The following is a 26,629-nucleotide window of genomic DNA, read 5'->3' as shown; positions in this document are numbered from 1 at the left end:
TAAGGTTTGTTGATCATGGGCAGAAAATTAATCGGCAATAAAACTGTTGACCAGTGGAAAAAAGAATTCCCGGTCCTCCGGATGGCGTCAGACCTGGAGCAAGTGTTCTGGATCAACCCCCGCTACAAAAAAGATGCCGGCTTAAGCGGCTGGGGTGTAAGCCCCGCAGACATGGACGACGCCTCGGATCGGCTTACCCGGTTCGCCCCCTTTATCGCCAAGGCCTTCTCTGAAACCGCAAAGGATGGCGGCATTATCGAATCCCCCCTGCGGAAAATCCCCAAAATGCTGGACTTCATCAAAAAAGAGAGCAAGGTAAAAATAGGCGGCAAGCTGTTTTTAAAGTGCGACAGCCAACTGCCCATATCGGGGTCCATCAAAGCCCGGGGCGGCATCTACGAAGTGCTGGCCCACGCAGAAAAACTGGCCCTGGAAAAGGGAATGCTCAAGGAAACCGATTCCTATGACATACTTCTGGAAGACCGTTTCCGGGACTATTTCGGCACCCGCGAACTGGCGGTAGGATCCACGGGCAACCTGGGGCTTTCCATCGGCATCATGGGCGCCCGGCTGGGTTTCAAGACCACCGTGCACATGTCCGCCGATGCCCGTCAATGGAAGAAAGACCTGCTCCGCAGCAAAGGTGTTGCCGTGGTGGAGTACCAGGCAGACTACAGTAAAGCTGTGGAAGAAGGCCGCAAACTGGCCGGGCCGAACTGTCATTTTGTGGACGACGAAAATTCAAAGACCCTTTTTCTGGGATATTCTGTAGCAGCCCTGCGCCTGAAAAAACAGCTTGATGAACAGGGCATCCCGGTTGACCCGGATCACCCCCTCTTTGTATACCTGCCCTGCGGCGTAGGCGGCGGCCCCGGCGGCGTAGCCTACGGCATCAAGCGGGTATTCGGCGCTGCAGCCCACTGCTTTTTCGCGGAGCCGACCCATGCGCCCTGTATGCTCCTGGGCCTGGTCACGGGCCTCCAGGACAAGGTCAGTGTCGGCGACTTCGGCATTGACAACAAAACCTGCGCCGACGGCCTGGCCGTGGGCCGCCCCTCCAGCTTTGTGGGAACCGTGATGGACACCCTGCTGAGCGGCGAATGTACGGTCAGCGACGAACAGATGTACTACCTGGTATACCGGCTCGCGGAGTTGGAGGACCTTTGGCTGGAGCCTTCAGCAACCGCAGGGTTTATGGGCCCCACGGATCTCTACGGCAGCAAAAATGGCCAGGCCTGGCTCAGGGAGCAGTTCGGCAAATCCGCCGGTCCGGGGCAGGCAACCCATCTGGTGTGGGCGACCGGGGGCGGCATGGTTCCCCCGGCGGAAATGCAGAAATACTACCGGAAGGGGAAGGATTTGGCTGAATGATAAAGCGCGTAGGCTAATTCTTATATGAAGGCGGAACTTAGGCTGTGGTTTTCTGATTATTATAAATAAAAGGAGAACTACTTTATATTTGTATACTTGACAAGAAGGATATTTTCTGATAGAATGAAACACCAAACACCAAACACCAAACACCAAACACCAAACACCAAACACCAAACACCAAACACCAAACACCAAACACCAAACACCAAACTTATTATTACAAACATAATATCCTTAGCATTTATTATAATTATTTCAATATATTATAAAATCCCTGAAAGATTATTAATAAAAATAGGATTGGTTAAAATTCATAATATGGAAAAACCTTATGAGCCATGGTCCCCTGGTTATAGTAATATAAATATAAAAACATTGGTCCGGCAGCCTGAGGAATATCATATAGTAATGTTCGGGGACTCTCATACATATGGTGGTGAATGGAATAAATTACTCAATAGAAATGATGTAGTAAATTTAGGAATTCCAGGGGATGTAACAAAAAGATTTCTATCTCGGTTGGACGATATATATTTACTAAAACCAAAATTGTGTTTTATTATGGGCGGAACTAATGATATATTTGGTGGAATAGATGTTGAAACAATATTAGAAAATTATAAAACCATTGTAAAAAATCTTGAAGATCACGATATAAAAGTGATAATTCAATCTACATTAAAAATATCAAAAAATCACAATGACTGGAAAAAAATAAATAATGAAATTGATAAATTAAATGAGTATTTAATTAAATTTTCTGAAGAGAATAATTTGATATTTGTAGATATAAATAAAGTATTATCAAGCAGCGGTGAATTAAATGAAGACTATGTTTCAGGCGATGGTATCCATTTAATCGAAGCTGGATATGAAAAATGGAAAGATCTGATAATTCCGATATTAAATAATTTAAAGATTCCATAAGAATCTCATGGTTATAATATAGCATATTGTCTTACAATTTGCATTACGGAACAGGGATAACCCCTAATGCGGGGGTCCCTAAAGCATGATATTTCCTTCTACCATAAAACTTACGTTGTAAGGGCTTTTTACCTGAAATGGCGAATGCCTTCCTGTTTTAGAAGGATCATCTTGGTTCGGGAAATATCGGACAGATTCACGGAAAATTCATCAAGTCCGTATCCGGCTAGGAGGGGAATGGCCTCCGGGGAGGACGCCATCTCCCCGCACATAAAGCAAGGAATCCCCTGCCGGTGAGCTGCTTCGATGGTATGCTTGATGAGGGTGGTAACTGCGGGGTGCATAAAATCGTAGAGCCGGTTCAATTCCGGGTTGCCCCGATCCACCGCCAAGGTATACTGGGTAAGATCGTTGGTACCGATACTGAAAAAATCCACTTCCCGGGCAAATTCATCCGCCTGGATCGCCGCTGCAGGAATTTCAATCATCATGCCGATTTCAAGGTTTTCCCTAAAGGGGATACCTGCCCCGGAAAGTTCAGCCTTGCAGCGCCGGAGCAGTTCCTGGGCCTGGTGCAGTTCCCCCAGTGAACCTATCATGGGAAACATAATTTTAAGATCCCCCGCCAGAGCCGCGCGGAGCAGGGCTTTAAGCTGGGTACAGAACAATTCCTCATGCTTAAGGCAGAGCCGTATGGCCCGTACCCCAAGAAAGGGATTTTCCTCTGCAGGCATAAGAAGATAGGGAATCTGTTTATCCCCGCCGATATCCAGAGTACGGATCACCACGCTTTTACCGGCAAACAGTTCCGTTACCCGCCGGTATACCTGGTATTGTTCTTCTTCACTGGGCATACGATCCCGGTCCAAAAAGAGGAACTCGGTGCGAAAAAGCCCCACCCCATTGGCGCCCTTTTCCAGGGCCTGCCGGGCGTCTTCCTCGCTGCCGATATTGGCGGCTACCACAACCTGTCGTCCATCGGTCCGGAAGAGCTGTACCGGGATCATATTCTGTCGGCTTTCCTGTTCCGCTTCCAGCTTCTGTATCTTATCCCGGTATATCTGTATCTGCTCAGGATCCGCATTGATAATGACCGTACCACTTAAAGCGTCCACAATCAGGGAATCTCCGGTTTGCACAGAGGCAAGAATATTCGTGCATCCCACCACTGCCGCAAGATCCCGGGCTTTTGCCAGGATTACCGTATGGCTGGTACTTCCCCCCTGCTCGGTTACCAGCCCTGTCACATGGGCGCCGTCTATCCGGGCGGTCTGGCTGGGACTCAAATCCGCAGCCACCAGAATCGTCTGTTCTTGTAGACGGGATAAATCCGTCTCTTCTTTGCCCAATAGGTTCCGTAAAATCCGCTCCCCCAGATCCCGAACATCCGCAGCCCGTTCCTGAAGGTAGGGTTCCTCAAATTCCCGAAAGCTTTGCTGTAAATCCCCGCTTACCTTTTCCACCGCCCGGACTGCATCCCAGCCCTCCTGTTCAATAAGCTTTGCCATCTCCTGGGTAAATTCGGGGTCCTCAAGAAAATTCAGGTGGCTTGCAAAGATAGCCCCCTGATCCGCCGGGACGGAGCTGATCAGGGCCTCTATTTGTTTTCTGCTTGTTTCCAGGGCGGTCCGGAATTCCTCTATCCCCAAAACAGGAACAGCGGCGGTTTTAGGAATCTCCCTGAGTACACAGGCGGTCCCTATGATAATTTTTTCTGTTACCCCAATACCCGTTAGTATCAATTTAATCTTCACCAAACTTTGATTTTACTAATTCCGAAAGACTCTCAAGGGCCGCTTCTTCATCGTCCCCCTCCGCAGAAATGCTTATCATATCTCCCTGTTTAACCTGGAGTTTGAGCATGGCTACCATGGAGTCTGTCCCCGCCGTTTTGTCTCCCTTGCTTACTTTTACGGTACTGGAAAATTTCCGCGCCGTATCAATAAGTAGGGATACCGGACGGGCATGGAACCCGATACGATTGGTAACCTCTATATCTGCGCTTACCATCAAAAAGCCTCCTCGAGTGTTTTGTTCTCTCTAATACTATGCAAAATTCATGCCAAAACACGCTATACCCCCGGGGCCGCCGGGGAAAAAATATCTTCCTTGGTAAAAAAAGCGGCAATATAGCATATTTCATCCAGGGGAATGGTTACCCCGTACTTTGTTCCCAGAAACCGGCATTCCCTTCCCACTGCGGAAATCACCTGGGGGAATTTTTTCAGGAATCCCTCCTTCCCCGGGAAGGGCGCAACGGATTCCTCTTTTTTGAGCCGGTTCATCATAAAGGCAATATGGCAGAAGGTCCCCACCAGGGTTTCCCCATTAAAAAGCATCTGTAATTCAGCGCTCATCTGTTCCAGGGCGGTACGGATATCGGCGCTTACAACGGCCCCGTCAATATGGTCCAGCATGGGGATAATTGTGGGGATCATATGGGCAAAGAGGGATTCAATATTGATAAGGGCCTGGATATCTCCCAAAGCGGAACCGTCCAGTATTCCCTCCAGGGGAAAATGGGGTATCCGCAGCCCTGTATCCAGCACGCTGGCGGCGCCGATAATCCGGCCCTGGTCCGCAAGTTCCCGGATGGCTGCGGTAAAACGGTCCCGATGGGTGATGGGCAGGGAGATGATTTTGCAGGTTCCTTCTTTTAAATCCAGCCGGGAATCTAAAATCTGTTTAAGCATGGCAGCGTTTCCCGTACCGGTGGTACAGGCGGTAATAAAAAAGAGCTGCTCCGCATCCGGCGGCAGGGCCGAGGGGATTACCGCCGGTACAATGATAGGGTGTTCGCCCTCCGCCAGGGCAAGCCGGGTAATTTTTCGGGTATCTTCCGCCACCCGGTGGAGGGGATAACCCAGCAGGGCTTTACGGCAGGCTTCCATAACATGCATGGTACTTGCCAGGACACAATGCTCGGCCCTCAGCCCCAACTCCTTGGCAAGCTGCCGGGCAAAATCTGTGGGGGAACCCATATCAACCAGTAGAAACAGCTCCCGAATCTCCGGTTTGCGGATCAAAAATTCCTTGATTTTCTGGTAGGTGGTATTGGGATTTTCCTGGAGGGACATATCAAAGCCCACCGCCAGATCGGTCCCAATAAGCTGGTTCGCCGTTTGGGCCATGCCGGTAGCAGTTCCCGTTCCATGGGCGGTCACGATAATCTGGAGAGAAGACTTCTTCTGCGCCTCCTCCTGGTGGGGATCAAAAAAGAGGGCGATAAAACCCGCTTCGTCTTCAGGGAAGCTTATGCCGAAGTCCTGGTAGATAATATCCAAACAGGCACGGGCGATGGCGAATTGTTGGGGATAATTCTGTTGGATATCCTCAAGACGGGGATTGATAATATCCTGATGCGCCTGGACCCGCTTAATTGCATTGTGCAGGTGCATACCCAGGGCCCAGCGGATATTCGCTCCAAAGGGGGCGCCGAATAAATCCACCCCCAGGCGGAGCATCCTATCCACCGTGGCAAGTATTTCCGGGCCGATAAGCCGCTCAATTTCATTCAGGGTAACCAGGTCCGCGGCGGAATCCTTAAGATTGGTATAGTACCGGTCTACCACGGTATTTTGTCCCGCCCGGATATCCTCCTCGGCCATCCCGACCCGCCGCATATCCAGGGTCTGCTGTTCCAGCATCCGGTAGATATCCGAGGGTTCCTCCGCCCCCTCCCGGGGCTTGTCCTGTCCCTGGGGAGTGAATTCAAGGTACCGGCCGCCGATACCCAGAACCCGGTTCCAGATTTCCTTCCGGTTATGCTCGGTAAAAAATCCGTTCCGGATATGGGGAGGCAGGGAAAAGCTGTTAATACCGATAAAATCCTTCTCCCGGGAAATATACTGGGCATAAGCCATGGCGCAGAGAAGCTGGATATCGCTTTTCAACTGCCCCACATTGCCCGGACAGGTATAACCCAGGAGGGCCCTCATGCTGTTTACCGATACCCGGATTTTTTGGCCAAAACGGCAGGACTCCCCGGCGAAGAACAGGTCGATCAGGGCGGCCCGTTCGTCCAGGGAACGGTCAAAAAGGTTGGGGATTTGGATGAACATAGGGATACGCCGCACAAAGGTCCGCAGCAGGGTGGACTGAGGGTTTTCCGAGGTGGCGCAGATCAGGAGTACCGATACTTTCCGCTCCCCGGCGGTCTCTCCCAGGCGACGGAATACCCCCCGGTCGATATAGGTAAAGAGCATTTCCTGCCCCTCCGGGGGTAGCCGGTGGATTTCATCCAGGAACAAAATGCCCCCATCGGCTTGTTCAATAAGCCCCAGCCGATCCCGGTCCGCTCCGGTATAGGCGCCCTTACTGGCCCCAAAGAGTTGGCTTATCAGGAGCTGGGCATTGTTTGCGTAGTCGGCGCAATTAAAGGTTACAAAGGAAGCAGATTCGGCAATGCGGCGTTGGCTAAGGGCAAAATGGTAGATATGCGAGGCGAACATGCTTTTCCCCACCCCGGTTTCGCCAAAAAGAAGTATGTGCATCCCCGCAGGGGGATAGAGTACCGCAGCCTTTGCCAGTTCCACAGAAGGGGACAGGCTGGGATTTTCCCGGACAAAGGCGTCAAAATCATGGTCCAGGGCTGCGGGATTTTTCGCCGCCGCCCCAGGTCCCCCCGCCACCGGTACTGTGGCGGCCATATATTCCACCGGCTTCCTGCCCCGCTTCATTGCCAAGGCTACATCGCAGAGCCGGTTGAGATCGCTTGAAACATTGGCCCGGGAAAGCCCCAGCTGTTCCCCCAGCTTCGAGGCAGTTATGGTTTCACCTTCCCCCAGGGAGCGTAGAGCCTGGAGAACCGTATCCTTTCGTTTCATAGTTGGTTTAGCATAAAACTGGATTCCTCGGTTGTCAAGGGAAACTGTTTTATTTTAAGATTATGTGTTTTAAAGATTCTACCAAAAATAAAACACATATAGGGGAATTTTCGACTAAAATGGGGTGTGTTTTGGCACACATTTTGCTTATAGATAGGGTAGGAGGTACGGTGATATGGGTTTTGAAGAAGAAGCAATGCAACTCATTGTCAATGCGGGTAACGCAAAAAGCCATGCCATGACTGCCATATCCCGGGCAAAGGAAGGGAAGCCGGATCAGGCTCAACAGGAGTTACAGGAAAGTGATGAGGCCATGACCATTGCCCACAGGCACCAAACCGAAATACTCCAGATGACCCTGGACGATCCGGATCAGGGCATGGGGATGATCATGGTCCACGCTCAGGATCATTTAATGGCGGCGGTTACGATTCTGGATATGGCACGGGAATTTTGTGATCTCTATGCGCTTATCCATAAACAGGGTTTAGGAGGAAGGGTATGAAAATAATTTTAGCCTGCGCGGTGGGTATGTCCACCAGTATGCTGGTGGAACGGATGAAGAAGGCCGCTGCGGTTCAGTCCATGGACATTGAAATCGCCGCCCATCCGGTAAGTGAACTCGGTTCCCATAGCGAAGGGTGCAGCGCGATTCTGCTGGGCCCCCAGGTTAGTTACATGAAAGACAAGGTTGCCGCAGCATATCCCGCTATTTATGTGAATGTTATCAATATGCAGGATTACGGCATGATGAACGGAGAAAAGGTACTGAAGGATGTTCTTCAGGCCATAAAATAATTCATTTTAGAGGAGGAACGATTATGGGTTTTAAGGATTCAGTACTGCCGAAACTGACCATGGGTGTCGGTAAATTTTCTGAAAACCGGTATGTCAAGGTTATTTGTTATGGGATGATGGCCATTATGCCCATCAGTTTGGTGGGTAGTTTTGCGACGATTTTCGCCGGCCTTCCCTTTGTTCCGGCATCGGTCCGCGCGGTCTGCCTTCTGGGTACCCAGATCGCCAGTAACCTGATAACGGTGTATACCGTTATCGCCCTGGCGGCGGTAATGGCAAAGGAATGTAAACAGGACGTGATTACCTCGGTGATCATGGCCATGGCCTGTTTCTTTATTCTTACCCCGATTCGTTCCTTTGAAAAAATTCAGGCCATTGAGGTTTCTTATCTTGGTTCCAAAGGTATGTTCGTCGGGATCATCGTCGCCATGTTTTCCGCCCGGCTCTATGCCTTTTTAATAGAAAAGCGGATCTTTTTCCGTATGCCCGAAGCGGTCCCCCGTGCAGTCGCCAAATCCTTTGAGGATATTGTGCCAGCCTTTATTCTGCTGGTTACTGCCCTGGTCCTCAATGTCCTGTTCAAGCTGACCCCCTACGGGAATATGCACGACATTGTCTATACCTTCCTTCAACGGCCTTTACAAAGCCTGGGCAGTTCCATCTGGTCGGCGGTACTTCTGATGATGCTGGCAGAATTGCTCTGGTTCTTTGGTATCCACGGAAGCCTGGTTACCTCCAGCATCCTGACCGCCCTGTTCGCCACCCAGGCTTACGCCAATATGGAAGCTGTTGCCGCCGGGCTTAAGCCGGAATTCATTCTGAACCAGTTCTTCATGGATTCTTTTAAGGGACCCCGTGCCCTGGCCCTGGCGCTACTCCTCCTGTTCTCTTGCCGGAGCGGCCGCCTTAAGACTATCGGAAAGATCGCCATATTCCCCAGTTTCTTCGGCATCACCGAACCCATGAAGTTCGGGATACCCATGGTGATGAATCCCTGGCTCCTTATCCCCATGACCTTTTCCGCGGTGGTCTCCATTCTTATTGCGTACTTTGCCACCCTTATCGGCTTCCTGCCCATTATCAGCCTGAACGTTTCCCGCATGATTCCCCCGGTTGTCCAGGGCTTTATGGTCGCCGGCTGGCGTGGCGCACTGATACAGATTATCCAGTTAGTGGTGATAATTCTTATGTATATTCCTTTCCTGCGAAAGGTTGATCACGATGATTTAGCCGCAGAGAAACAGGGCGCGGCGGCTGCCTGAAATGGCGGATATACCGTGCGGGGGACGGCAGGAACGCCGTCTCCCCCTTGATGGGTGCTTCAACTGCCGGGATATGGGGGGCTATGTACGGGAGGATTCCCGAAGCATTGCCTGGGGCCGGATCTTCCGCTCCGATGCCCTCCACCGCCTAAGCCCCCGTGATAAGCAATACTTTGAAAGCCTGGGGCTGCGGACCGTTATCGACTTCCGCAGTCCCGGGGAGGCGGAAAAACAGAAGGACATCCTACCTGCGGGGGCATCCCATGAAATCCTGAACCCCCATGCAAATTTGGCGCAGGCGGCCAGCGCAGTCCGGGACAATGATGAAGAGAAGATAAAGAAACTTCTTGCGCTGACTGAAACACCTGAAGGCCGGGAATTTTTCAAGAAAAACGCAAATGCCATGGCGGATCAAATGCGGCTTCTGGTTACCGGCCAGAGCGCATTAACCGCCTACGGCCTTTTTTTCCGCCGCCTCCTGGAGGCCCCGCTGCCCCTGCTTTTCCACTGCCAAGGGGGCAAGGACCGGACCGGCTGGGCTGCGGTATTGTTTCTGCTGGCCCTGGGGTTCAGCCGGGAATGCGCCAGGTCCGATTACCTTTTGACCCGGGAAATGAACCGGGAGCGGAATCAGCGCCGTATGGATGAGTACCGTCAATATACGGATCACCCCCTGGTGCTGGAATATCTTTACAGCCTTATGGATGTACGGGAAGTCTACATCGACGCCGCCTTTGCCGAAATGGACAGGGTGGCAAAGAATCCCCAGGAATATCTGCAAACGTATCTTCAGGTAAGTCCTCAGGACTTGTCAGCGCTCCAAGCCAAATATATCGTATAAGAGAAACATAAAACGAAGGAACAAAATGAAGAAAGAATTTCCGGAAAATTTTCTTTGGGGGGGCGCCATTGCGGCGAACCAATGCGAAGGGGCTTATCAAGAAGGGGGCAAGGGTCTTTCGATTGCCGATGTCCTGCCATCGGGCAAGGACCGCCTGGAATTGTTGACCAAGGGAAAGGGTATCCCGGAAATCGATACCGAAAAGTATCGGTATCCCAACCATGAGGGTATTGATTTTTATCACCGCTACCCGGAGGATATCAAGCTCTTTGCCGAAATGGGCTTTAAGTGCCTGCGTTTTTCCGTAAACTGGAGCCGGATATTTCCCCGGGGAGACGAAATCGAACCCAACGAAGCGGGCCTGGCCTTCTACGATAAGGTAATTGAGACTTTACTGGAATATCACATTGAACCTGTACTCACCATTTCTCATTATGAAATGCCCCTGCATCTGGCTAAAGAATACGGGGGCTGGAAAAACCGGCAATTGATTGATTTTTTTGGCAGATACTGTGAAGTGCTTTTCCATCGTTACCGGAAGCAAGTTAAATACTGGATCACTTTTAATGAAATTAACAGCGCCTTTATGATTCCCTATATGAGCCTGGGTTGTTTTATCCCCACTCCCGAAGACCGGGACAAGGTTCTTTTCCAAGGGCTGCATCACCAATTTGTAGCCAGCAGCCGGGCAGTTAAACGCTGCCACGAAATTATCCCCGGTTCCCAAGTGGGCTGCATGATCCTCTGCGCCCCGGTATACCCCTATTCCTGCGATCCCCAGGATGTGTGGAAAGCCCACCAGGAGGAACGGCTTATGAATTATTTCTGCGCCGATGTCCAGGTCCGGGGCGCCTACCCTTCTTATGGACTCCGCTACATGGCGGAACGTGGGGTGGAACCGAAAACCGAAAGCGCCGATCTGGAAACCATGGCAAAGTATCCCGTAGATTATCTTAGTTTTAGTTATTACATGTCCCGGACCGAAAAGGCGGATCAGGGAGATGTATCAGCCGTCACGGGTAATATCATCGGCGGGGTAAAAAACCCCCATCTTGCCCACAGCGAGTGGGGCTGGGAAATTGATCCCCTGGGTCTGCGGATACTCCTGAACCGCCTCTATGACCGCTACCGTGTTCCCCTATTTATCGTAGAAAACGGCCTGGGCGCCCAGGATACCGTAGTCGGCGATGGCAGCATCCACGATGACTACCGGATCGCCTATTTGCGGGATCACCTTGCCGCCGCCCGGGATGCACTGGACGATGGGGTCGATTTAATCGGCTATACCAGTTGGGGATGTATCGATCTGGTAAGCGCTTCCACCGGGGAATACCGTAAGCGCTACGGGTTTATCTATGTGGACAAACAGGATGACGGAACCGGCACACTGGAACGGAAGAAAAAGGATTCCTTTTACTGGTATCAGAATGTTATCGCCACCCAGGGCCGAAATTTGACCGATTAAGGAAATAAACAATGAAACTGTACTTTGAAAATTCCTATGAAGCATTATCCCAACGGGCGGCAGCTTTGCTTTTGGCGGCCATGGCCCGGGACCGGCGGGTAAACATAGCGATTACCGCAGGGAATTCCCCCAGGGAAACCTATAGCATCGTTACCCGGCACATCAACGCGGCCCCGGATAATTACCGCAACGTCCATTATTATAATTTTGATGAAGTCCCCATTGCCGGCGAGTCCAAGGGGTATACACTGCGGGAATTAGACCAGTTGTATTTTCAACCCGCCGGGATAGCCGAAAGTCAAATTCATCCCCTGACCTGTGAAAATTATACTACCCAGGATCAGGCCATTGATGACGCCGGCGGACTTGATTTCATGCTTATCGGCCTGGGCGCCGATGGTCATTTTTGCGGGAATATGCCCTATGCGGTCAAATTTGAGGAGAAGATCTACCGTATCCCCATAACCCGGGAATATTCCTGGTATAGCTCGTTAACCGCATTGTGCGGAAATGATCCGGTCCCTGAATGGTTTGTAACCATGGGGGCGGCAAGTCTTATGAAGGTTCGCCAGTTAGTGATGATTGTAAACGGACTAAATAAGGCAGAAACAGTAAAGCATTTTTTTGAGAGCCCGGTAGATACGGCGTTTCCCGCTAGTATTTTGAAACTACATCCCAACTTTACCGTTATTTGCGACAAGGAGGCGGTGTCCCGGTTGTCTTCTTAGCAGCTTCTTCCGCGGCGTATACACGATATGTTCGTATACTTCATTGGTAATAACGTAGGTGTCGAAGAACAACATACCTCGTCCCTTTAGGGCGAGGTTGTTGATCGGGATATAAAAAAAGGAAAAGGAACATAAGGGGTCCTTATCGGATTTAAGCCTGGGATTTAACCACTTCCACCAGGTTTGTGTGTTGGGGGTTTCCCTTTGCCAAGGGAGTGGGATGGTCCGCTGAGGTGAGGACGTTAATGCTGCCTCGGCGGTCAACGCCCTCCGAGTCGGGCTGGTACCAGGCGCCCTGGGAGAGAGCAATAACCCCGGCCATGATCCTATCGGTGACATGGACCGGGATACAGATCTTCCCCCGGGCATTAAAAATATCCGCCAGATCGCCTTCGGAAAGGCCCCGAACGTCCGCATCCTGGGGATGTATCCAGAGACGCTGGGGCTCCATACCTTCCATGCCTTCATTATTATCATGGATCGTATGGGTGCGCCGCTTGGTGTGCCACCCGATAAGTTGAAGCGGGTACTGTTCCCGCAGGGGATCCCCGGGACCTTCAGGGCAGGGCACATAGGCCGGTATCCCTGGAACGTCTTTTTTATGCAGACCGTAGAGCCGGGGGGAGAAAATTTCGATCCTCCCCGAAGGGGTCTCAAATAGCGCCGTAGCCGGGTCTGCTCGCTGTTTTGCATAGGCAATATAAACCGGGTTATTTTTATAGCGATAGATACCTGTTTTTTTAAAGGTTTCAAAATTCGGCAATTCCGGTTCGGTTTTTCTGGTATCTTCGTAGAGCCCCTGGAGCCATTCCCCCATAGAACGATACCCCCCATCAAAAGCTTCCCGGCAGCCAATTTTCTCCGCCACCTCCCGAAGCCATTCATATTCAAACCGGCCTTCAAAGAGGGGGTCTATCACTTGGTTGTTCCTTAAAAGATAATCCCCAAATCCTCCCCAAGGAGCAGTAATATTGTCAGTCTCAAAAACGCTAGCCCCGGGAAGCAGAATATCTGCAAACATGGCGCTGGAGGTCATGAAGAGATCTGAGCAAAGGATGAACTCACACTTGGTTTCATCCTCAAGAATTTTTTTGGTAGCGTTAATATCCGAATGTTGGTTAACCAGGGTATTTCCCGCTAGGTTCAGGATCATTTTAATATTTGTGTGAAGCCGGTCCACCCCAAGGACCCCATCTTCCGCTCCCATGGAAGGGCCCCTCTCTACCGCCTGGGTCCAAAGAAAGCAGGGTATTTTTCCTTGGTAAGGAAAATCCAACAGGGGAAGCGCCGGGTTCTGGTGTTTGGCGATGTCCCCTGTTCCGGCCGCCCCGCCTCCGGATATCCCCACATTTCCTGTCAGACAGGCAAGCAAGGCCAGGCTGCGTACCGTCTGTTCGCCGTTCCCGGTGCGCTGGATACCAAATCCGGGAAGCAGACAGGCGGGTTTAGCGGCGACATATTCCTGGGCCAGGGTGCGGATGGTGTCCGCAGGAACTGCGGTAATTGATTCCGCCCATTCCGGGGTTTTGGGGATGCCGTCCTTTTCTCCAAAAAGATAGGCCCGATAACATTCATTTTTGGGGACATCGTCAGGCATGTGGGCCTCATCAAAGCCCAGGCAGCGCTGGTCCATAAAGGCCTGATCCTGCAAGCCCAGGCTCCATATTTCAAAGGCCATACCATCCGCAAGGGCGCTGTCCGTGGAGGGGCGGATACCTATCCATTGGTCGGCATAGTGGGCTGCGGAATCGCTGAACCGGGGATCGATAACTATGATTTTGATGCCTTGGGCTTTGGCCTGGGCAAGGTAATAATTGCGATGGTTTCCAAAGATGGTTTCCACTGGATTGTGCCCCCAGAGGATGATAAGTTTGGCATTGAGGACATCATCCAGGCTGTTGCCACTCAAGTTATCCCCGTAGATGTACGGTGTTATCCACCGGGTACAGGCGCTACTATAAGAATTGTAATAGGATAAAAAACCGCCATCGGCATTTAAGAGCCGCATAGCAAGCTTGTCGGGGCGCATGACAGAAGCAACCCCGACAGAATAATTAACATACCGTGAAGCGGCGCCGTAGGTATCTCGGATACGGACCCATTCCCGGGAAATCTCTTCCACCGCTTCTTGCCAACTTATCCGCCGGAATTTTCCCTCCCCGCGCTTGCCGACCCGTCTAAGAGGATAGCGCAGTCGTTCACGGTGGAGGAAGGTTCCCTGGTAGCCCCGGATACGTACACAGGGGCGGAGTTGGGGGTCCTGGGGATCGAAACTGCCCATGATCCGCAGAATACAACCATATTGGGTTTCCGCACGGATCACGCACTTCCCGCCGCAGTTGTTGATCCCCGCAGTAAGAATAATCCGGGACGGTTCCGGGGGTAGGGACACATTCTTTCCGGTTTGAATATTCCCGTAGCACCAAAGCCGAGAGAGCTGTTCTTCCAGACCCTGGATTTCAATATCCTCAAAAACCTGGGGCGATGTGACAAACGTATCAAGGGCCTGTAGTACCGCCGGAAAAAGCGCATGCCGGGCATAGGTCTCAACACCCTCCCGCACCGCCCGAACAGTCCCGGCAAGGTAGACGGAGCGGATCTGTTCCGCTTCAGCCCCAGTCGCCTCCGGATCAGTGATTGCGCAGGCCGAAAGGTATTCCATAAACCGAAGCTGCTGGCCGATATAGTCCGGCGGGTTTCCGTCCATGGCAACCGAGGTATACCCGTTTTGGCGGTACCGCGCAATAAGACCGGCAGTGGTCTTATCCATGAGTGTCTGTCCCTGGATTGCCGAAGCCCAAAGGGGAATCCTTATATGGGCATTAGTTCCCTTAAAAAGGGCATCATATTCCAAGCGGAGGGCTGCCTCATCCGTCCCTTCGATGTGGCGGACGAGATCTCCCAAGATTCCCTGGGGTTTGACTGTTTTCAGCCATTCCGGAAAGGAATCAAAAAAAAGCGCAAACCAATGATATAAGTATACGGACAACAAGTAATTCATTACCCGGCTTTTATTGAAATTTTTCCATTTGGTAACTGCGTAAGAGATTCATAGCCGTCATCGGTGATAAGTACGGTGTCGGAATGTCGTGCGCCTCCCCATTTTAAATCCATTATACCCGGTTCGACCGTGAATATCATGTTCTTTTCCAGCGCCAATTTGTTTCCGGGAGCTACTGAAGGGAATTCATGAGCGGAAAGCCCTACCCCATGGCCTACACGTCCCGGAATTATATCTTCAAACCCCCGTGATTTGAATTCCTCTATTGCCGCTGCATAGAGGTCCTCAAAAATTACGCCGGGTTTCAATCTGTCAAATATTGACTTTCTGGCCGCAAGCATAGCTTCGTAAGCGTTCTCTCTTGTTTCTATCAGAATTCCGACTTGTAAACTGCGTTCATTTTCAGCATGATATCCGCCCAGACTTGCCCAAGCCATGGATAATGAAATATCGCCTGATTCAGGAACTATTTTTCTGGGACAATCCGTGCCATATGCAATATGTTCATTAGTGAGGGACCAAGCAAAAAGACTGTCTATCATCCCTCCTTCGGAGGTGCCAAAACCTGAAACTTCTCTGTCGGAATATTTACTGCTCCAAAGTTTCCTCATGCTATACTGGCCTTCTGTACAGGCTTCCGCTTCGGAAAGTCCCTGATCAAGGGCTTCTATAGTACGTTCCACTCCCCTGTCGACTAAGGCCGCCGCTCCCCTGATACAGTCTATTTCCCAAGGGTCTTTGATTATTTTTAGAGGGTTAAGCAGTGGCGTTACATCAATGCTTTCTTCAATACCCAGCCTTTTACAAATCCCGCGATGAAAATTCACTGAAACATAATCCATTTCAAATGCAAACCGTCGAAATTTTCGCGGGATGAGGAGCTTTTCTATTGCTTCATCCGCCGTCGGCGCCATAGATGGGGCATCTCCCCATTTTGCGTAACAGCGGATATTGTCCGTGACGGATTCCTCTCTGGCATGATTATACCGTAAACAATGTACTAATAGGCAAGGCTCTTCTTCCGGCTGTATTAAAAGATACACCGGATGACTATTTAGCACCGGATTAAAATTGCTCAAATAGAAGACATCCTCGGGTTTTGCCAAGAGCGCGCCGGGAATGTCCGCCTCTTTTAAGGCGGTTTGGAATTTCTCTATGCGCCGTTTTACATATGTTTTGATAGTTTCCATATTCAACCTCTTGCTTCTTATAATGATGACTGCTGTATATGTTCACATGGGTTACCAGGTGTGAGCCATACTTCTTTATCTTCTATTGAAACCAGCGTAGTAGATATGGTCGAGGTTTTTATATCCCCCTGCGGATGTCTGCATATGCTGTTTATCCCATTTTCATGATCCGACATAATTTTGAAGAGATCCTGAAAACGGAATTTTCCTGCTATTTTTTCTGTTAATTCCTTGATCCGTTCGGCTCTGTAAAATGTCGAAGCATAATTTTTATCATTAAGAGGAGAAAATTTTTCTGACATATAATGATTTGTCCGGAATAAAATACCATCATCGCCGGCTGCCTGTACATCAATCTCATCTTTAGTTACTTCTACCGCAAAGGCATCATTGCTGTCTGCAATCAGAAGGTTAATGCCATTCATTCGCGGGCTGGATTTTACATATTCTACAGCTTCCTTGGCCGTCTTGCATTGATCTAAAATCAACCTGATGTTTATAAATATAGAGGTTTTTGATGCCAAGCTCAGATCCGGTTTTATGCTTTTTGGCCATGATCCTGTTGTTGACGCTGCAAGACCATAGCTGTTTATTCCCGCTCCCGGATATGTGAGAGTGCCCATGCCGCTTGATTCCGTTACTTTAAGGCCATTAGGATATTCCCGGTGTATTAGCGCCTGGTCGAGACGCCAGCTCAGATCCCTGTTCTTAATAATATATGTATGACCATCCGCCGTAGCCTTTCCTCGGACTAGAAGCTGGCTGCATTCCTGTGTAAAGCTGGATGACATGAAATAAGCTGGGATATTCAGCTCTAAAATTTCTTGCCATGAAATACCAGATCCTTTGGCAATTCCTTCCATCTCCGAGTATAAATCATTTTGGTTTTCCTTCATGAAAGCGGCGTTTTGCGCTAAAAAATCAGCATATTTACTTTTGTTGATTTTTTTTTCTTCCAGGCTCTTTCTCACAAAATCGCAGTTTACCTGAATTTCTTTTGCAAGAAGCTTGCCCTCCTGTACCCCTTGTTCGTAGTGCGTCCCTTTAAGATTAATAACCTGTGGCATAAAGTCCTCCTTATAATCAAACCTTAAAATAGTTTTGCTTCTTCACTTTCCTTGGTATTATATATAAAATCAAGCATTTCTTCATATACAGGATAACGGATAACGCAACCAGGGGCTAAGATGAGTTTTCTGCCATTAAGCTTTGTAATAGTGTCATGGATCTGTTTTTCAACAGCATCTTTTTTCCTGTTTGTAATATCCATGCGTTTAAGCCCCCCCAGTATACATTTTCCACTTTTCATTGCTTCTTCTATTGCCGGAGGAGATTCCCATACATGATAATTGAGTATTTCCCCAGGGTAGTCTTTGAAAACAGTATACATTATTTGTTCCCCATGGGCATGAATAACATTGCACCACCCTTTTGAAGCTTTTATTATTTCCTCGTCATAGGTTTTGCCATACTCCCGGTATAGTTCTTCCGTCATAATATTGTAATTTCCCATTTGGGATACAAAGAATATCCCCGAAGCCCCCTTGGTTATGGATTCTTCCACTAACAATTTTGTTACTTCGGTAATTTCTTCCAGGGCCTTATGTACAGATTTTCCCACACCAGCTTTTATAAATTCAAGGATCCTTCCGTTGCAGAGCTTGTTCACTGTTGTAAGGGGACTGAATACGGTAAAGACAACCGGTGCCTGATTTTGAATTTTTTCCATAAGCCTTGACAGGTATTCGAGTTCCCGATCCAGGGCTTTTCTTCCCAGGGCCTTGATGGTTTCAAAATCTTCCGCCCTGTTTATTGGCGTAGTTTTTATTTTAGCGACCCCACCGTTTTCTATTTCCGAAAAATCAACTTCGCAACCAAAGTCTTCCACGCTGTACATGCCGTTATTCATTGTTTTAACCAGATCCAGATTGTATCGGTTAAAGAATTCCCAGGTTTTTTCCGCGATTAGCGGCGGATCCCGATCAATAGCCGGCATGTGGGCCCAAAAAGAATAGGGAATGGTGTCCGGTTTTTCGCCCGTTATTGCCGCTTTTATTCGCTCATTTTTATTCATCATTGGCTCCTCTTTGTGTGATAATAGCCTTTGGAATTGCCTGAAGCAGGGTTTTGGTATACGAATCTTGGGGGTTTGTAAAAAGTTCATCCTTGTTGGCGTTTTCAACTACGCACCCCATATACATAACAATGATATTACGGCACATATGGTGTATAACCCGGAGATCATGGGACACAAATACCATGGTCAAGCCTAATTCTCGCTGCACCTTGTTTAACAGGTTCAATACCTGAGCCTGTATTGAAACATCCAAAGCCGAAACACATTCATCGCATATTAAAAGCTTTGGTTTTGTCATAAGAGCCCTGGCGATACATATACGTTGGCGTTGTCCTCCGGAAAATTCATGAGGGAATTTTGAAAGGCTCTCCCTGGAGAGTTCCACTTTTTCCAGCATCTCGCCAGCTTGCGCTAAGGCTTCTTTTTTTTCTGAGATCTTATGTATCAGGAGCGGTTCAATCAGCATATCCCTGATCCGGTGTCTGGGGTTAAGCGCCGCATAGGGATCTTGGAAAATAACCTGCATGTCCCGGCGCATCCTGCGTAATGCATCCTGATCCATGGATGAAATATCCTTTCCCTGGAATATCACCTTGCCCCGTGTGGGTTTGAGTAAACCCAGCAGCATCCGTACCAGTGTTGATTTGCCGCATCCGGATTCGCCTACTATACCCAAGGTTTCTCCGGGATTTATCTGAAGATTTACCCCCTCTACCGCTTTAATGGATTCGCCGCTCCCGCTGAAGAGGCCTCGTCTCAGGGGAAAGTATTTAGTAAGATCCTGGGCTTCCATGATTATATCTTTCTTTTCACTGTTCACGGAGCATGCTCCTGGTTCGCGTAAAGCCAACATTGAACTTCCTGGCTGCCAATGTTTTTAATTGGGGGTATTTTTGAATGGCAGAAATCCCGGGCTTTGCCGCAGCGGGGGGCAAAAGCGCAGCCCGGCGGCAGCTCGTACAGGCTGGGTACATTCCCTTCTATGGTTTCGAGCTTTTCCCGCTTTTCTTCGATTGAAGGCATGGCATTGAAGAGCCCTCTGGTATACGGATGAAGGGGATTGCTGAATATTTTTTCCACGGGCCCTTTTTCCACCAGGCTTCCTGCGTACATAACCGCTACCTGGTCTACCTGTTCATACACAAGGCCTAAATCATGGGTAATCAATATTATAGCCGTTCCGAATTCCTTGTTTATTTTATGCAGCAGATCCATGATTTGCGCTTGTATAGTCACATCAAGCGCAGTAGTAGGCTCATCCGCCACCAATAGCTCCGGATTGCAGAGCAGCGCCATGGCGATCATTACCCGCTGGCGCATCCCTCCCGAAAATTCGAAGGGGTATTGTTTCATTCTTATTTCCGGCTGCTTAATGCCGGTTATGGTCAGCAAGTCCAGAATTTTTTTTCTTGCTTCCGTGGCGGATGTTTTTTTATGGGCGTTCAATGCTTCTATAAGTTGGTTTTCTATTGAAAACAGAGGATCCAATGAGATCATAGGCTCCTGAAAAATCATGGCCATCCTGTTCCCTCTTAAGTCCCGCATTTCTTTTTCACCGAGTTCCAGCAGGTTCCTTCCCTGAAAAACAATGCGCCCCTTGACTTCCTTATCCAGATTAGGGAGTATGCCCATAATTGCCCGGGCGGTAATGCTTTTTCCTGAGCCGGATTCCCCGACTATGCCCAGCCGTTCTCCCGGCTTCAGTTTAAAACTGATGTTGTTGATTATCTTGGCGCTTCCATACTTTGTACGGAATAGTACGCTCAGATCTTCCACAGAAATAAGGTCTTTATCTTTTAGGTTTTCTTCGTCCATCGTTTGCCCGTTCATACATCCAGTCTCGGATCCAGGTAATCCCGAAGCCAGTCGCCGAAAAGATTTACCCCAAGGACCGTTAAAAGTATAAATAAGCCGGGTAGCGCGGAAAGCCAAGGCGCGTTGAATATGGCCACTTGCGCTTCCGAAAGCATACGTCCCCAGGTAGGAATGATGATTGGGATTCCTACTCCAAGATAACTTAAAGATGCTTCCATAAGCACGATTTTAGCTATTTCCAGGGTTCCGATAACAATGATAGGGCTGATCACATTCGGCATGATATGATGATAAATAATACGCATATTTCTGCAGCCTAAAGCCCTAACCGCTTCAATATATTCCATTTCTTTTATAGCCATAAATTCACCCCGGACAACTCGGGCGTACCGCACCCAGCCTGAAAGTCCGGCAATGAATATGACATTGCCAAGGCCCTGCCCTAAAACCGCCGCAATAAACAGGGCAAGAAGCACAAAAGGAAAGGCCAGTTGGATTTCCGCAATCCGCATGATCGCCACGTCAATAATTCCGCCATAATACCCGCTGAGAGAACCTAACAAAACGCCCGCAGCGCCCGCTACTATGGTGCCGACAAAAGCTACCATCAGGGTATAACGGCTGCCGTGTACAAGCCTGGAGAGTTCGTCCCGGCCTAAAGAATCGGTTCCTAAGAGGTGATCTATGCTGCCCCCTTCGTACCAGGCGGGCGGTTTATACTTATTTAAAAGGTTCTGTTTGTTTGGGTCCGCAGGCGCAATAATATTCGCAAAAAGCGCAATGCAGATCACCAGTATTACCAGCGCCGCCCCCAGAAGGCCGGTTTTGCTTTTTAAAAGGCTTTTTAACATTTTATTGAACCTTTACTCGGGGATTGATTACTGCATAAAGAAGATCCACAATCAGGTTCATAACTACAAAACAAGAAGCCATGAGAATGACTATTGTTTCGGTTACCATAAAATCGTTGTTCCTGATTGACTGAACCGCCAGCCTGCCTATGCCCGGCCAGGCAAATACGGTTTCAATTATCACCGCGCCGCCCATTAGCGAGACAATCTGCATTCCCAGCACTGTCATGACCGAACTGAATGCATTTTTAAAACCGTGCTTCCAAACGATAAGGCGATATTTGAGACCCTTGGCGCGGGCCACTTCTATAAATTCTTTTTCCATCACCTCTATCATATTGGATCTAAGAAGCCGTATGATTGTTGCGGTGGAAAACAGGCCCAGGGTTAAGGATGGCATGATTATATTTTTCCAGCCATCGTTTCCTGATGTGGGCAGCCATTTTAATTTAACCGAAAAAAGCAGCATCATCATGATGCCTAAAAGAAAAGACGGCGTACATTGTCCAAGAAAAGAAAGAACTCGTATAACCGCATCGGTCACGGTGTCCTGTTTTATTGCCGACAGAACCCCTGTGGGTATGCCTATGACCAGGGATATTAAAAAAGCTATCCCCGCAAGCTTTAAGGTTTGCGGTACCCTTTCAAGTACCACGCTCAATGCGGGTTGGTTGTAATTGTAAGACATGCCGAAATCTCCCCGGAAAATTCCGGAGAGAAAACGGCCGTACTGTACCAGTAAAGGATCGTTAAACCCCATTTCTTCCCGTAACTGTTCGACATTTTCCTGTGAAGCGCTGGGAGGCAGCAACAACTGTACCGGATCTCCCACCAGATGGAGTATTGAAAAAACCACCAGGGTAATACCCAAAAGGACAACTACCATCTGAGTTATCTTTTTAAAAAGGTACGCCTTCAACAGGAATCTCCTTCAATTAGAAATGGGCGTCATTGATCACAATCATTTCGTCGGTCCTGGGCTTCCAGTCTTTGAGCCGGGTATTAATGGCATAAATGCCGTATTGCTGGTGACTGAAAATAGCCGGAGCATCTTCTTTTATGTAAGCCTGAAGCTGGGAATACAGTTTATTAGCTTCATTTGTGTCAATTGCGGCGCCGGCGCCTTTCCGCAGGGCATCGAATTCCGGATTGTTATAGGTTGAATAACGTTCTCCGGTTCCAAATGAATTTTTTCCGAGATTATCCATACTTGAATAGGGTCCGCCAAACCCAAAGAAATACAAATCCGAAATGGTAGCTTTAATGATTTTTTCATTTCTGACGGTTCCGTCTTCTTCAAGAATCGTAGCGTTGACTCCGACGTCCTTCAGTTGGGAAGCGAAGGCTTGTACAAAATCGGATCCATTTAAGAAACCGGATGTGGTGGATATTTCCAGGTTTAAACCATTGGGATAGCCCGCCGCAGCCAGCAGTTCTTTTGCTTTAGCCGGATTGTATTCATAAGGGGTAATTGAAGGATCAAAACCACGGTATTCCGGCGTAGAAATTGTGGCTAGCTGTTTGCCAAAATTATCAAGCACACCGGTTATGAGAGCCTGCTTGTCTATGGCGTAGTTTAAAGCCTGCCTTACCCGCTTATCCTGAAGGGGGCCTTTTTTTAAAGTGTTGATACCAAAATACATAACCCGGGTGGTGGGGCCGCTTGTAACGGTATAGCTTGAAGATCCCTGAAGCCGCGAAATCTGACTGGTTTCCACTTTAGTAATAATATCCACTTCCCCGGATTCCAGAGCGGCTATCCTGGCGGCCGATTCGGGTATTACTCTCATGGTTGCCTTTTGTATAATCGGTTTTTTCCCAAAGTAGTCTTGGTTAGCCTCCAGAATAACCCGGTCGTCCTTGCGCCATTCCACGAATTTGAAGGGGCCCGAACCAATAGGTTTAGCTGCGAATTCAGTGTTTCCAACCTTTTCAACGTATGCTTTGGGCAGTATCTTTACATAGTTAAGACGCAACAGTATTTCGGGGAAGGGGCCGTCGGTAATGATATTCAGGGTAAGGGGGTTTACAACCTCTACATCCATGAATGAAAAGTCCGATGCCAGCCTGAATTTATTATTCTTATCTTTGATGGTATCTATAGTATACTTTACGTCCTCGGCAGTCAACTGGGAACCGTCATGAAATTTGATCCCATCGTGCAACTTGAATTCCCAGGTAAGGTCATTTATATTTTTCCAGGATTCGGCTAAATCCGGCAGTATAGTGCCGTTTTCATCGGTCTTTACCAGGCTGCTGAAAACGTTTGCCAATATGCCGGCTGTGACGGTCCCCGTAGCGTTCCGGGGATCCATTGTAGAAATATCTGTGCTTTCCACATAAACCAGTTCAGTCTTGGTCGGGGTGGATGAAGTTTCCGCCGCAGTTTTTGCTTTACATCCGGTAATACCTGTAAGCATTGCTATCGACAAGATTCCACACAACAAAATTGTTCTTTTCATGAAATTTCTCCTTTTATTAGGTTTGCAGCTAGAAAAAGGCATGACGCAATCATTTCATGGCCTTTATTTTACTTCCAGTAACATAACCTAGTTATTACCTATGGAATATATGATATTTCTTTTTTATTGTCAAGTTGAAGATAATATCAATTGTTTAATAAAAGACTAATAAAATACTTTCATAGTAAGTTTTATAGTTCTCTGAAATTGTTTATTATATCTTCTAAACCGTCCAGAATCCCGGTCATATCCCTTTGGGAATAAATCACTCTGTTATTTGCCTTAGGCAAAATACTAAAAGAATCCACTCCCGGGCAGCTTTCTTTTTCCGCTCAATCCTGGACTCCTGTATTTGCTCCAAAAACGCCTCCTCTTCCGGCTCCATTCCCCCTTATACACCCCCTGGACGGGGCTGTCCAGGGGGTTTTTGTTCCGGCTATTGAAACACAGACAAATTATACCGTAGAATCACGTTACCATGCCAAAGATTGAAGTGAACGAAGATGTTTTCTATTCATTAGCGGGCCGCCGCTGGGATACCCGGGACGCTGGGGAAGCTAGGGCTTCCCTCGAGGACGCCCTGACCTGCGCCAAGGCGGAACTGGACGAGGATTCGGACAAAAGCCTCCCCCAGACGGAGCGGACCCTTAAAATCGAACTAAACGATACCAACAGGCCCGATCTCTGGGCCACCGCAGGCTGCGCCCGGCAGCTGCGTATTCATAACGGCGGCAAACGGCCTGAGTACCCCTTCTTTTCCAGGGCCGGAAAACTTCAGAAGGCGGACCACAAGGTGCTGGTGGAGGCTTCCGTTAAGGGAGTGCGGCCCTATCTTGCGGGGTTCATCGCCTCCGGGAAGCCGGTTACCGACGCCTCCCTGAGGGATATGATCCAGACCCAGGAGAAGCTGGCCTGGAACTTTGGCCGAAAGCGGCGGACCATTTCCATGGGACTCTATCGTATCGCCAGAATCCGGTGGCCTATTAGCTACAAAGCGGTGGACCCGGACTCGGTGTCCTTTGTGCCCCTCCAGTGGGATGTTCCCCTTACCCTGCGGGAGATTCTCAAGCAGCACCCCAAGGGCAAGGAATACGCCTTCATCCAGGAACACGAACCCCTGCACCCCCTGCTGCTGGATTCCCAGGGCGCAATTCTCTCCTACCCGCCTATTATCAACTCCGCCGATCTGGGGGCGGTCCAGGTGGGAGACACGGATCTCTTCGTGGAGCTTACCGGCACGGATCAGCCTTCGGTGACTTTGTCGGCTTCCATCATGGCCTGCGACCTGGCGGACCAGGGCTATACCATAAAACCTGTGGAAGTGGAGTACGAATACGACACGCCCTTTGGCAAAACCGTCACAACCCCCTATTACTTTCAGGAACCGGTTTTCTGTTCCCTTGCCCGGGTAGAAAAATTCCTGGGCGAAAAACTCAGCGCTGATGAATGCCTCAATGCCCTGGAGCGCATGGGGGTTATTGCCGAAAAAACGAAGGCCGCCGAGCGCGGGGGCGTCACTGAACAGGAAGGGGTCCGGGCCTGGCCGCCTGAATACCGGAACGATTTTCTCCATGCTGCGGATGTGGCGGAGGATGTGATGATAGGCCGCACCCTCAAGTCTTTCAAACCCGAACGCCCCCGGGACTTTACCGTGGGCCGGCTTACCCCCATTACCTACTTCAGTCGTCGGGTTAAGGAACTACTGGTGGGCATGAGCTACCAGGAGATGATCTACAACTACCTGGGTTCCCGGAAGAACCTGGTAGAAAATATGCGGGGTGACGGCGGGAAGATTATCCGCATCGCCAATCCCATGTCGGAAAACTACGAATATGTCCGTGATTCGGTCCTGGCTTCCCTGATGCAGAGCGAGTCCGTGTCCGGGGCAGTTTTCCCGCACCGTATCTTTGAAGTGGGTAAGGTAGCCTACCTGAACAGTGCGGAAAACTCCGGTACCAGTACCAGGCAGTACGCAGGTTTCCTCCACGCCGGGCCTGATGCCAACTTCAATACAGCAGCCGCGGATTTGCAAACCCTGTTCTATTACATTTCCCGGGAATACGAAGTGGAGGAGTCAACGGATACCCGGTTTATCCCGGGCCGGGCCGCAGTGATTCTGTACAAAGGAAAACAAGCCGGCGTCTTCGGTGAAATCCACCCTGAGGTGCTGGAAAACTGGGGGGTCACGGTTCCCTGTATCGCTGCGGAAGTCGATTTGGACACCCTTCTAGAGTAACAGTAATACTGTTCTGTTTAAACCGGCCAGGGGCCTGCGCCGGGGCGGAGCAGGTGAACCTCGGGACCGCTTATGTCCAGGATGGTGGAAAATATCCGGGGCCGTTCTTCCCCGGTGTCCAGGATCAGGTCAAGGTCGCGTATATCTTCCATCTCCCAGCCGCCGTCGAAGAGGTCCTCCTCGGGGATGGGGGGGAGTTCGTTCGAATTGTCCGTGGCGCTTCCGGCGCTGTCATCCTGATCCGGGAAGCCCGGGTCTGCGGCCATGGAACGCTTGGCGGTTATCGCATAGAGGGGGCAGCCCAGGGCCTTGATTAGGTCCAGGGGAAGGGGGTGATTCGGGATGCGGACTCCCACTTCCTTCCGGCGGAGGCCCAGGGCTTTTTCGGTACCCAGGAGTGTGCGGAGTATCCACACATAAGGGCCCGGGGAAAGCCGTTTGACCAGCCGGAACCGGGTATTGTCCAGGTCGCAGAGTTCCCCGAACTGGGAAATATCCCGGCAGAGCAGGGTGAAGTGCCGCTCGTCCCGTTCCCCGGAGATGCGCCGCAGTTTTTTGATGCCCTCCTTTGACTGGAGGGAACAGACCACGGCCCAGCTGGTGTCCAGAGGCAAGGCCAGGAGCCCCCCCTTGGAGAGCATCTCCGCGCTTCGGCTGAGGATGCGGTCATCGGTATTTCCCGCTGTCACATACTCGATCATGATATCTGATCATGGCATAATGGCGGCGGTATCCGCAAGGGGAGGGCTTTCACAGCGCCCATGACAAATTCTTAA

At 49.7% G+C, this 26,629-nt stretch carries 22 protein-coding genes; 9 read left to right on the top strand and 13 right to left on the bottom strand.

Features of this window, described 5'->3' with window-relative positions; translation table 11 throughout:
* Window positions 1-15: 15 nt before the first annotated feature.
* Together TREPR_RS16845 and TREPR_RS18835 are read left to right on the top strand one after the other, a co-directional pair.
* Entirely contained in the window at window positions 16-1,371 is a 1,356-nt protein-coding gene (locus tag TREPR_RS16845; RefSeq protein WP_015709554.1) for a D-serine ammonia-lyase, read from the top strand.
* Between the two features lie 123 nt (window positions 1,372-1,494).
* Window positions 1,495-2,301 carry a GDSL-type esterase/lipase family protein gene (locus tag TREPR_RS18835; protein ID WP_015709553.1) on the top strand — a complete coding sequence of 269 codons (807 nt, stop codon included), beginning with the start codon at window positions 1,495-1,497 and terminating at the stop codon, window positions 2,299-2,301.
* Window positions 2,302-2,429: 128 nt separating this feature from the next.
* Here TREPR_RS18835 and ptsP read toward each other — a convergent pair whose 3' ends face one another.
* From ptsP to TREPR_RS16825, 3 genes are all read right to left on the bottom strand, one after another.
* A complete protein-coding gene (gene ptsP, locus TREPR_RS16835) occupies window positions 2,430-4,043 on the bottom strand; it encodes a phosphoenolpyruvate--protein phosphotransferase (RefSeq protein WP_015709552.1) in 1,614 nt (537 codons plus the stop codon).
* A gap of 1 nt (window position 4,044) precedes the next feature.
* Complete coding sequence (locus tag TREPR_RS16830; RefSeq protein ID WP_015709551.1) at window positions 4,045-4,311, bottom strand: HPr family phosphocarrier protein; 267 nt, start codon at window positions 4,309-4,311, stop codon at window positions 4,045-4,047.
* 62 nt (window positions 4,312-4,373) lie between these two features.
* Window positions 4,374-7,127, bottom strand: coding sequence for a sigma-54-dependent transcriptional regulator (locus TREPR_RS16825; RefSeq protein ID WP_015709550.1), 2,754 nt, complete (start codon window positions 7,125-7,127; stop codon window positions 4,374-4,376).
* A 175-nt stretch (window positions 7,128-7,302) separates the two neighbouring features.
* Between TREPR_RS16825 and TREPR_RS16820 the strand changes: the two genes are divergently transcribed.
* Genes TREPR_RS16820 through TREPR_RS16795 form a run of 6 tightly spaced genes read left to right on the top strand, consistent with a single transcriptional unit; the run spans window position 7,303 to window position 12,221 of the window.
* Window positions 7,303-7,632, top strand: a complete 330-nt coding sequence (locus tag TREPR_RS16820) for a PTS sugar transporter subunit IIA (protein ID WP_015709549.1) — start codon at window positions 7,303-7,305, stop codon at window positions 7,630-7,632.
* Window positions 7,629-7,925: a PTS sugar transporter subunit IIB gene (locus TREPR_RS16815; protein ID WP_015709548.1), complete on the top strand. Its 297-nt coding sequence runs from the start codon at window positions 7,629-7,631 to the stop codon at window positions 7,923-7,925. Before TREPR_RS16820 ends, TREPR_RS16815 begins: the two co-directional genes overlap by 4 nt.
* Window positions 7,926-7,948: 23 nt before the next feature.
* Complete coding sequence (locus TREPR_RS16810) at window positions 7,949-9,187, top strand: PTS sugar transporter subunit IIC (RefSeq protein ID WP_015709547.1); 1,239 nt, start codon at window positions 7,949-7,951, stop codon at window positions 9,185-9,187.
* A 1-nt stretch (window position 9,188) separates the two neighbouring features.
* Window positions 9,189-10,028, top strand: coding sequence for a tyrosine-protein phosphatase (locus tag TREPR_RS16805; RefSeq protein ID WP_015709546.1), 840 nt, complete (start codon window positions 9,189-9,191; stop codon window positions 10,026-10,028).
* A gap of 25 nt (window positions 10,029-10,053) precedes the next feature.
* Window positions 10,054-11,493 (top strand): glycoside hydrolase family 1 protein, encoded by a 1,440-nt coding sequence (locus TREPR_RS16800; protein WP_015709545.1) that lies wholly within the window; start codon window positions 10,054-10,056, stop codon window positions 11,491-11,493.
* An 11-nt stretch (window positions 11,494-11,504) separates the two neighbouring features.
* Window positions 11,505-12,221, top strand: a complete 717-nt coding sequence (locus tag TREPR_RS16795) for a glucosamine-6-phosphate deaminase (RefSeq protein WP_015709544.1) — start codon at window positions 11,505-11,507, stop codon at window positions 12,219-12,221.
* Between the two features lie 151 nt (window positions 12,222-12,372).
* Here the strand turns inward: TREPR_RS16795 and TREPR_RS16790 are convergent, their stop codons facing one another.
* The 9 genes from TREPR_RS16790 to TREPR_RS16750 form a co-directional block, all read right to left on the bottom strand.
* Window positions 12,373-15,126 (bottom strand): DMSO/selenate family reductase complex A subunit, encoded by a 2,754-nt coding sequence (locus TREPR_RS16790; protein WP_245534756.1) that lies wholly within the window; start codon window positions 15,124-15,126, stop codon window positions 12,373-12,375.
* Window positions 15,127-15,221: 95 nt separating this feature from the next.
* Window positions 15,222-16,412 carry a M24 family metallopeptidase gene (locus tag TREPR_RS16785; protein WP_015709542.1) on the bottom strand — a complete coding sequence of 397 codons (1,191 nt, stop codon included), beginning with the start codon at window positions 16,410-16,412 and terminating at the stop codon, window positions 15,222-15,224.
* 17 nt (window positions 16,413-16,429) lie between these two features.
* Window positions 16,430-17,479, bottom strand: coding sequence for a C45 family autoproteolytic acyltransferase/hydrolase (locus tag TREPR_RS16780; RefSeq protein ID WP_015709541.1), 1,050 nt, complete (start codon window positions 17,477-17,479; stop codon window positions 16,430-16,432).
* A 23-nt stretch (window positions 17,480-17,502) separates the two neighbouring features.
* Window positions 17,503-18,594 (bottom strand): uroporphyrinogen decarboxylase family protein, encoded by a 1,092-nt coding sequence (locus tag TREPR_RS16775; RefSeq protein WP_201765748.1) that lies wholly within the window; start codon window positions 18,592-18,594, stop codon window positions 17,503-17,505.
* Window positions 18,479-19,309: an ATP-binding cassette domain-containing protein gene (locus TREPR_RS16770; protein WP_015709539.1), complete on the bottom strand. Its 831-nt coding sequence runs from the start codon at window positions 19,307-19,309 to the stop codon at window positions 18,479-18,481. The genes TREPR_RS16775 and TREPR_RS16770 overlap by 116 nt, the downstream gene beginning before the upstream one ends.
* The gene (locus TREPR_RS16765) at window positions 19,306-20,319 is read right to left on the bottom strand and encodes an ABC transporter ATP-binding protein (protein ID WP_201765747.1); all 1,014 of its coding nucleotides are present in this window, start codon (window positions 20,317-20,319) and stop codon (window positions 19,306-19,308) included. Before TREPR_RS16765 ends, TREPR_RS16770 begins: the two co-directional genes overlap by 4 nt.
* Window positions 20,316-21,155 (bottom strand): ABC transporter permease, encoded by an 840-nt coding sequence (locus TREPR_RS16760; protein WP_015709537.1) that lies wholly within the window; start codon window positions 21,153-21,155, stop codon window positions 20,316-20,318. Before TREPR_RS16760 ends, TREPR_RS16765 begins: the two co-directional genes overlap by 4 nt.
* Before the next feature lies 1 nt (window position 21,156).
* On the bottom strand, window positions 21,157-22,074 hold the full coding sequence (locus TREPR_RS16755) for an ABC transporter permease (protein ID WP_015709536.1): 918 nt from the start codon (window positions 22,072-22,074) through the stop codon (window positions 21,157-21,159).
* 16 nt (window positions 22,075-22,090) lie between these two features.
* Window positions 22,091-23,617, bottom strand: a complete 1,527-nt coding sequence (locus tag TREPR_RS16750; protein ID WP_041611275.1) for an ABC transporter substrate-binding protein — start codon at window positions 23,615-23,617, stop codon at window positions 22,091-22,093.
* 478 nt (window positions 23,618-24,095) lie between these two features.
* Here TREPR_RS16750 and pheT point away from each other — a divergent pair, with 478 nt between their 5' ends.
* Entirely contained in the window at window positions 24,096-25,853 is a 1,758-nt protein-coding gene (gene pheT, locus TREPR_RS16745; protein ID WP_015709533.1) for a phenylalanine--tRNA ligase subunit beta, read from the top strand.
* A 17-nt stretch (window positions 25,854-25,870) separates the two neighbouring features.
* Here pheT and TREPR_RS16740 read toward each other — a convergent pair whose 3' ends face one another.
* Window positions 25,871-26,554: an L-threonylcarbamoyladenylate synthase gene (locus TREPR_RS16740; RefSeq protein ID WP_015709532.1), complete on the bottom strand. Its 684-nt coding sequence runs from the start codon at window positions 26,552-26,554 to the stop codon at window positions 25,871-25,873.
* Window positions 26,555-26,629 lie beyond the last annotated feature (75 nt).

This window comes from Treponema primitia ZAS-2, from assembly GCF_000214375.1.
GTDB lineage: Bacteria > Spirochaetota > Spirochaetia > Treponematales > Breznakiellaceae > Termitinema > Termitinema primitia.
This window is presented reverse-complemented; position numbering and strand designations above follow the sequence as displayed.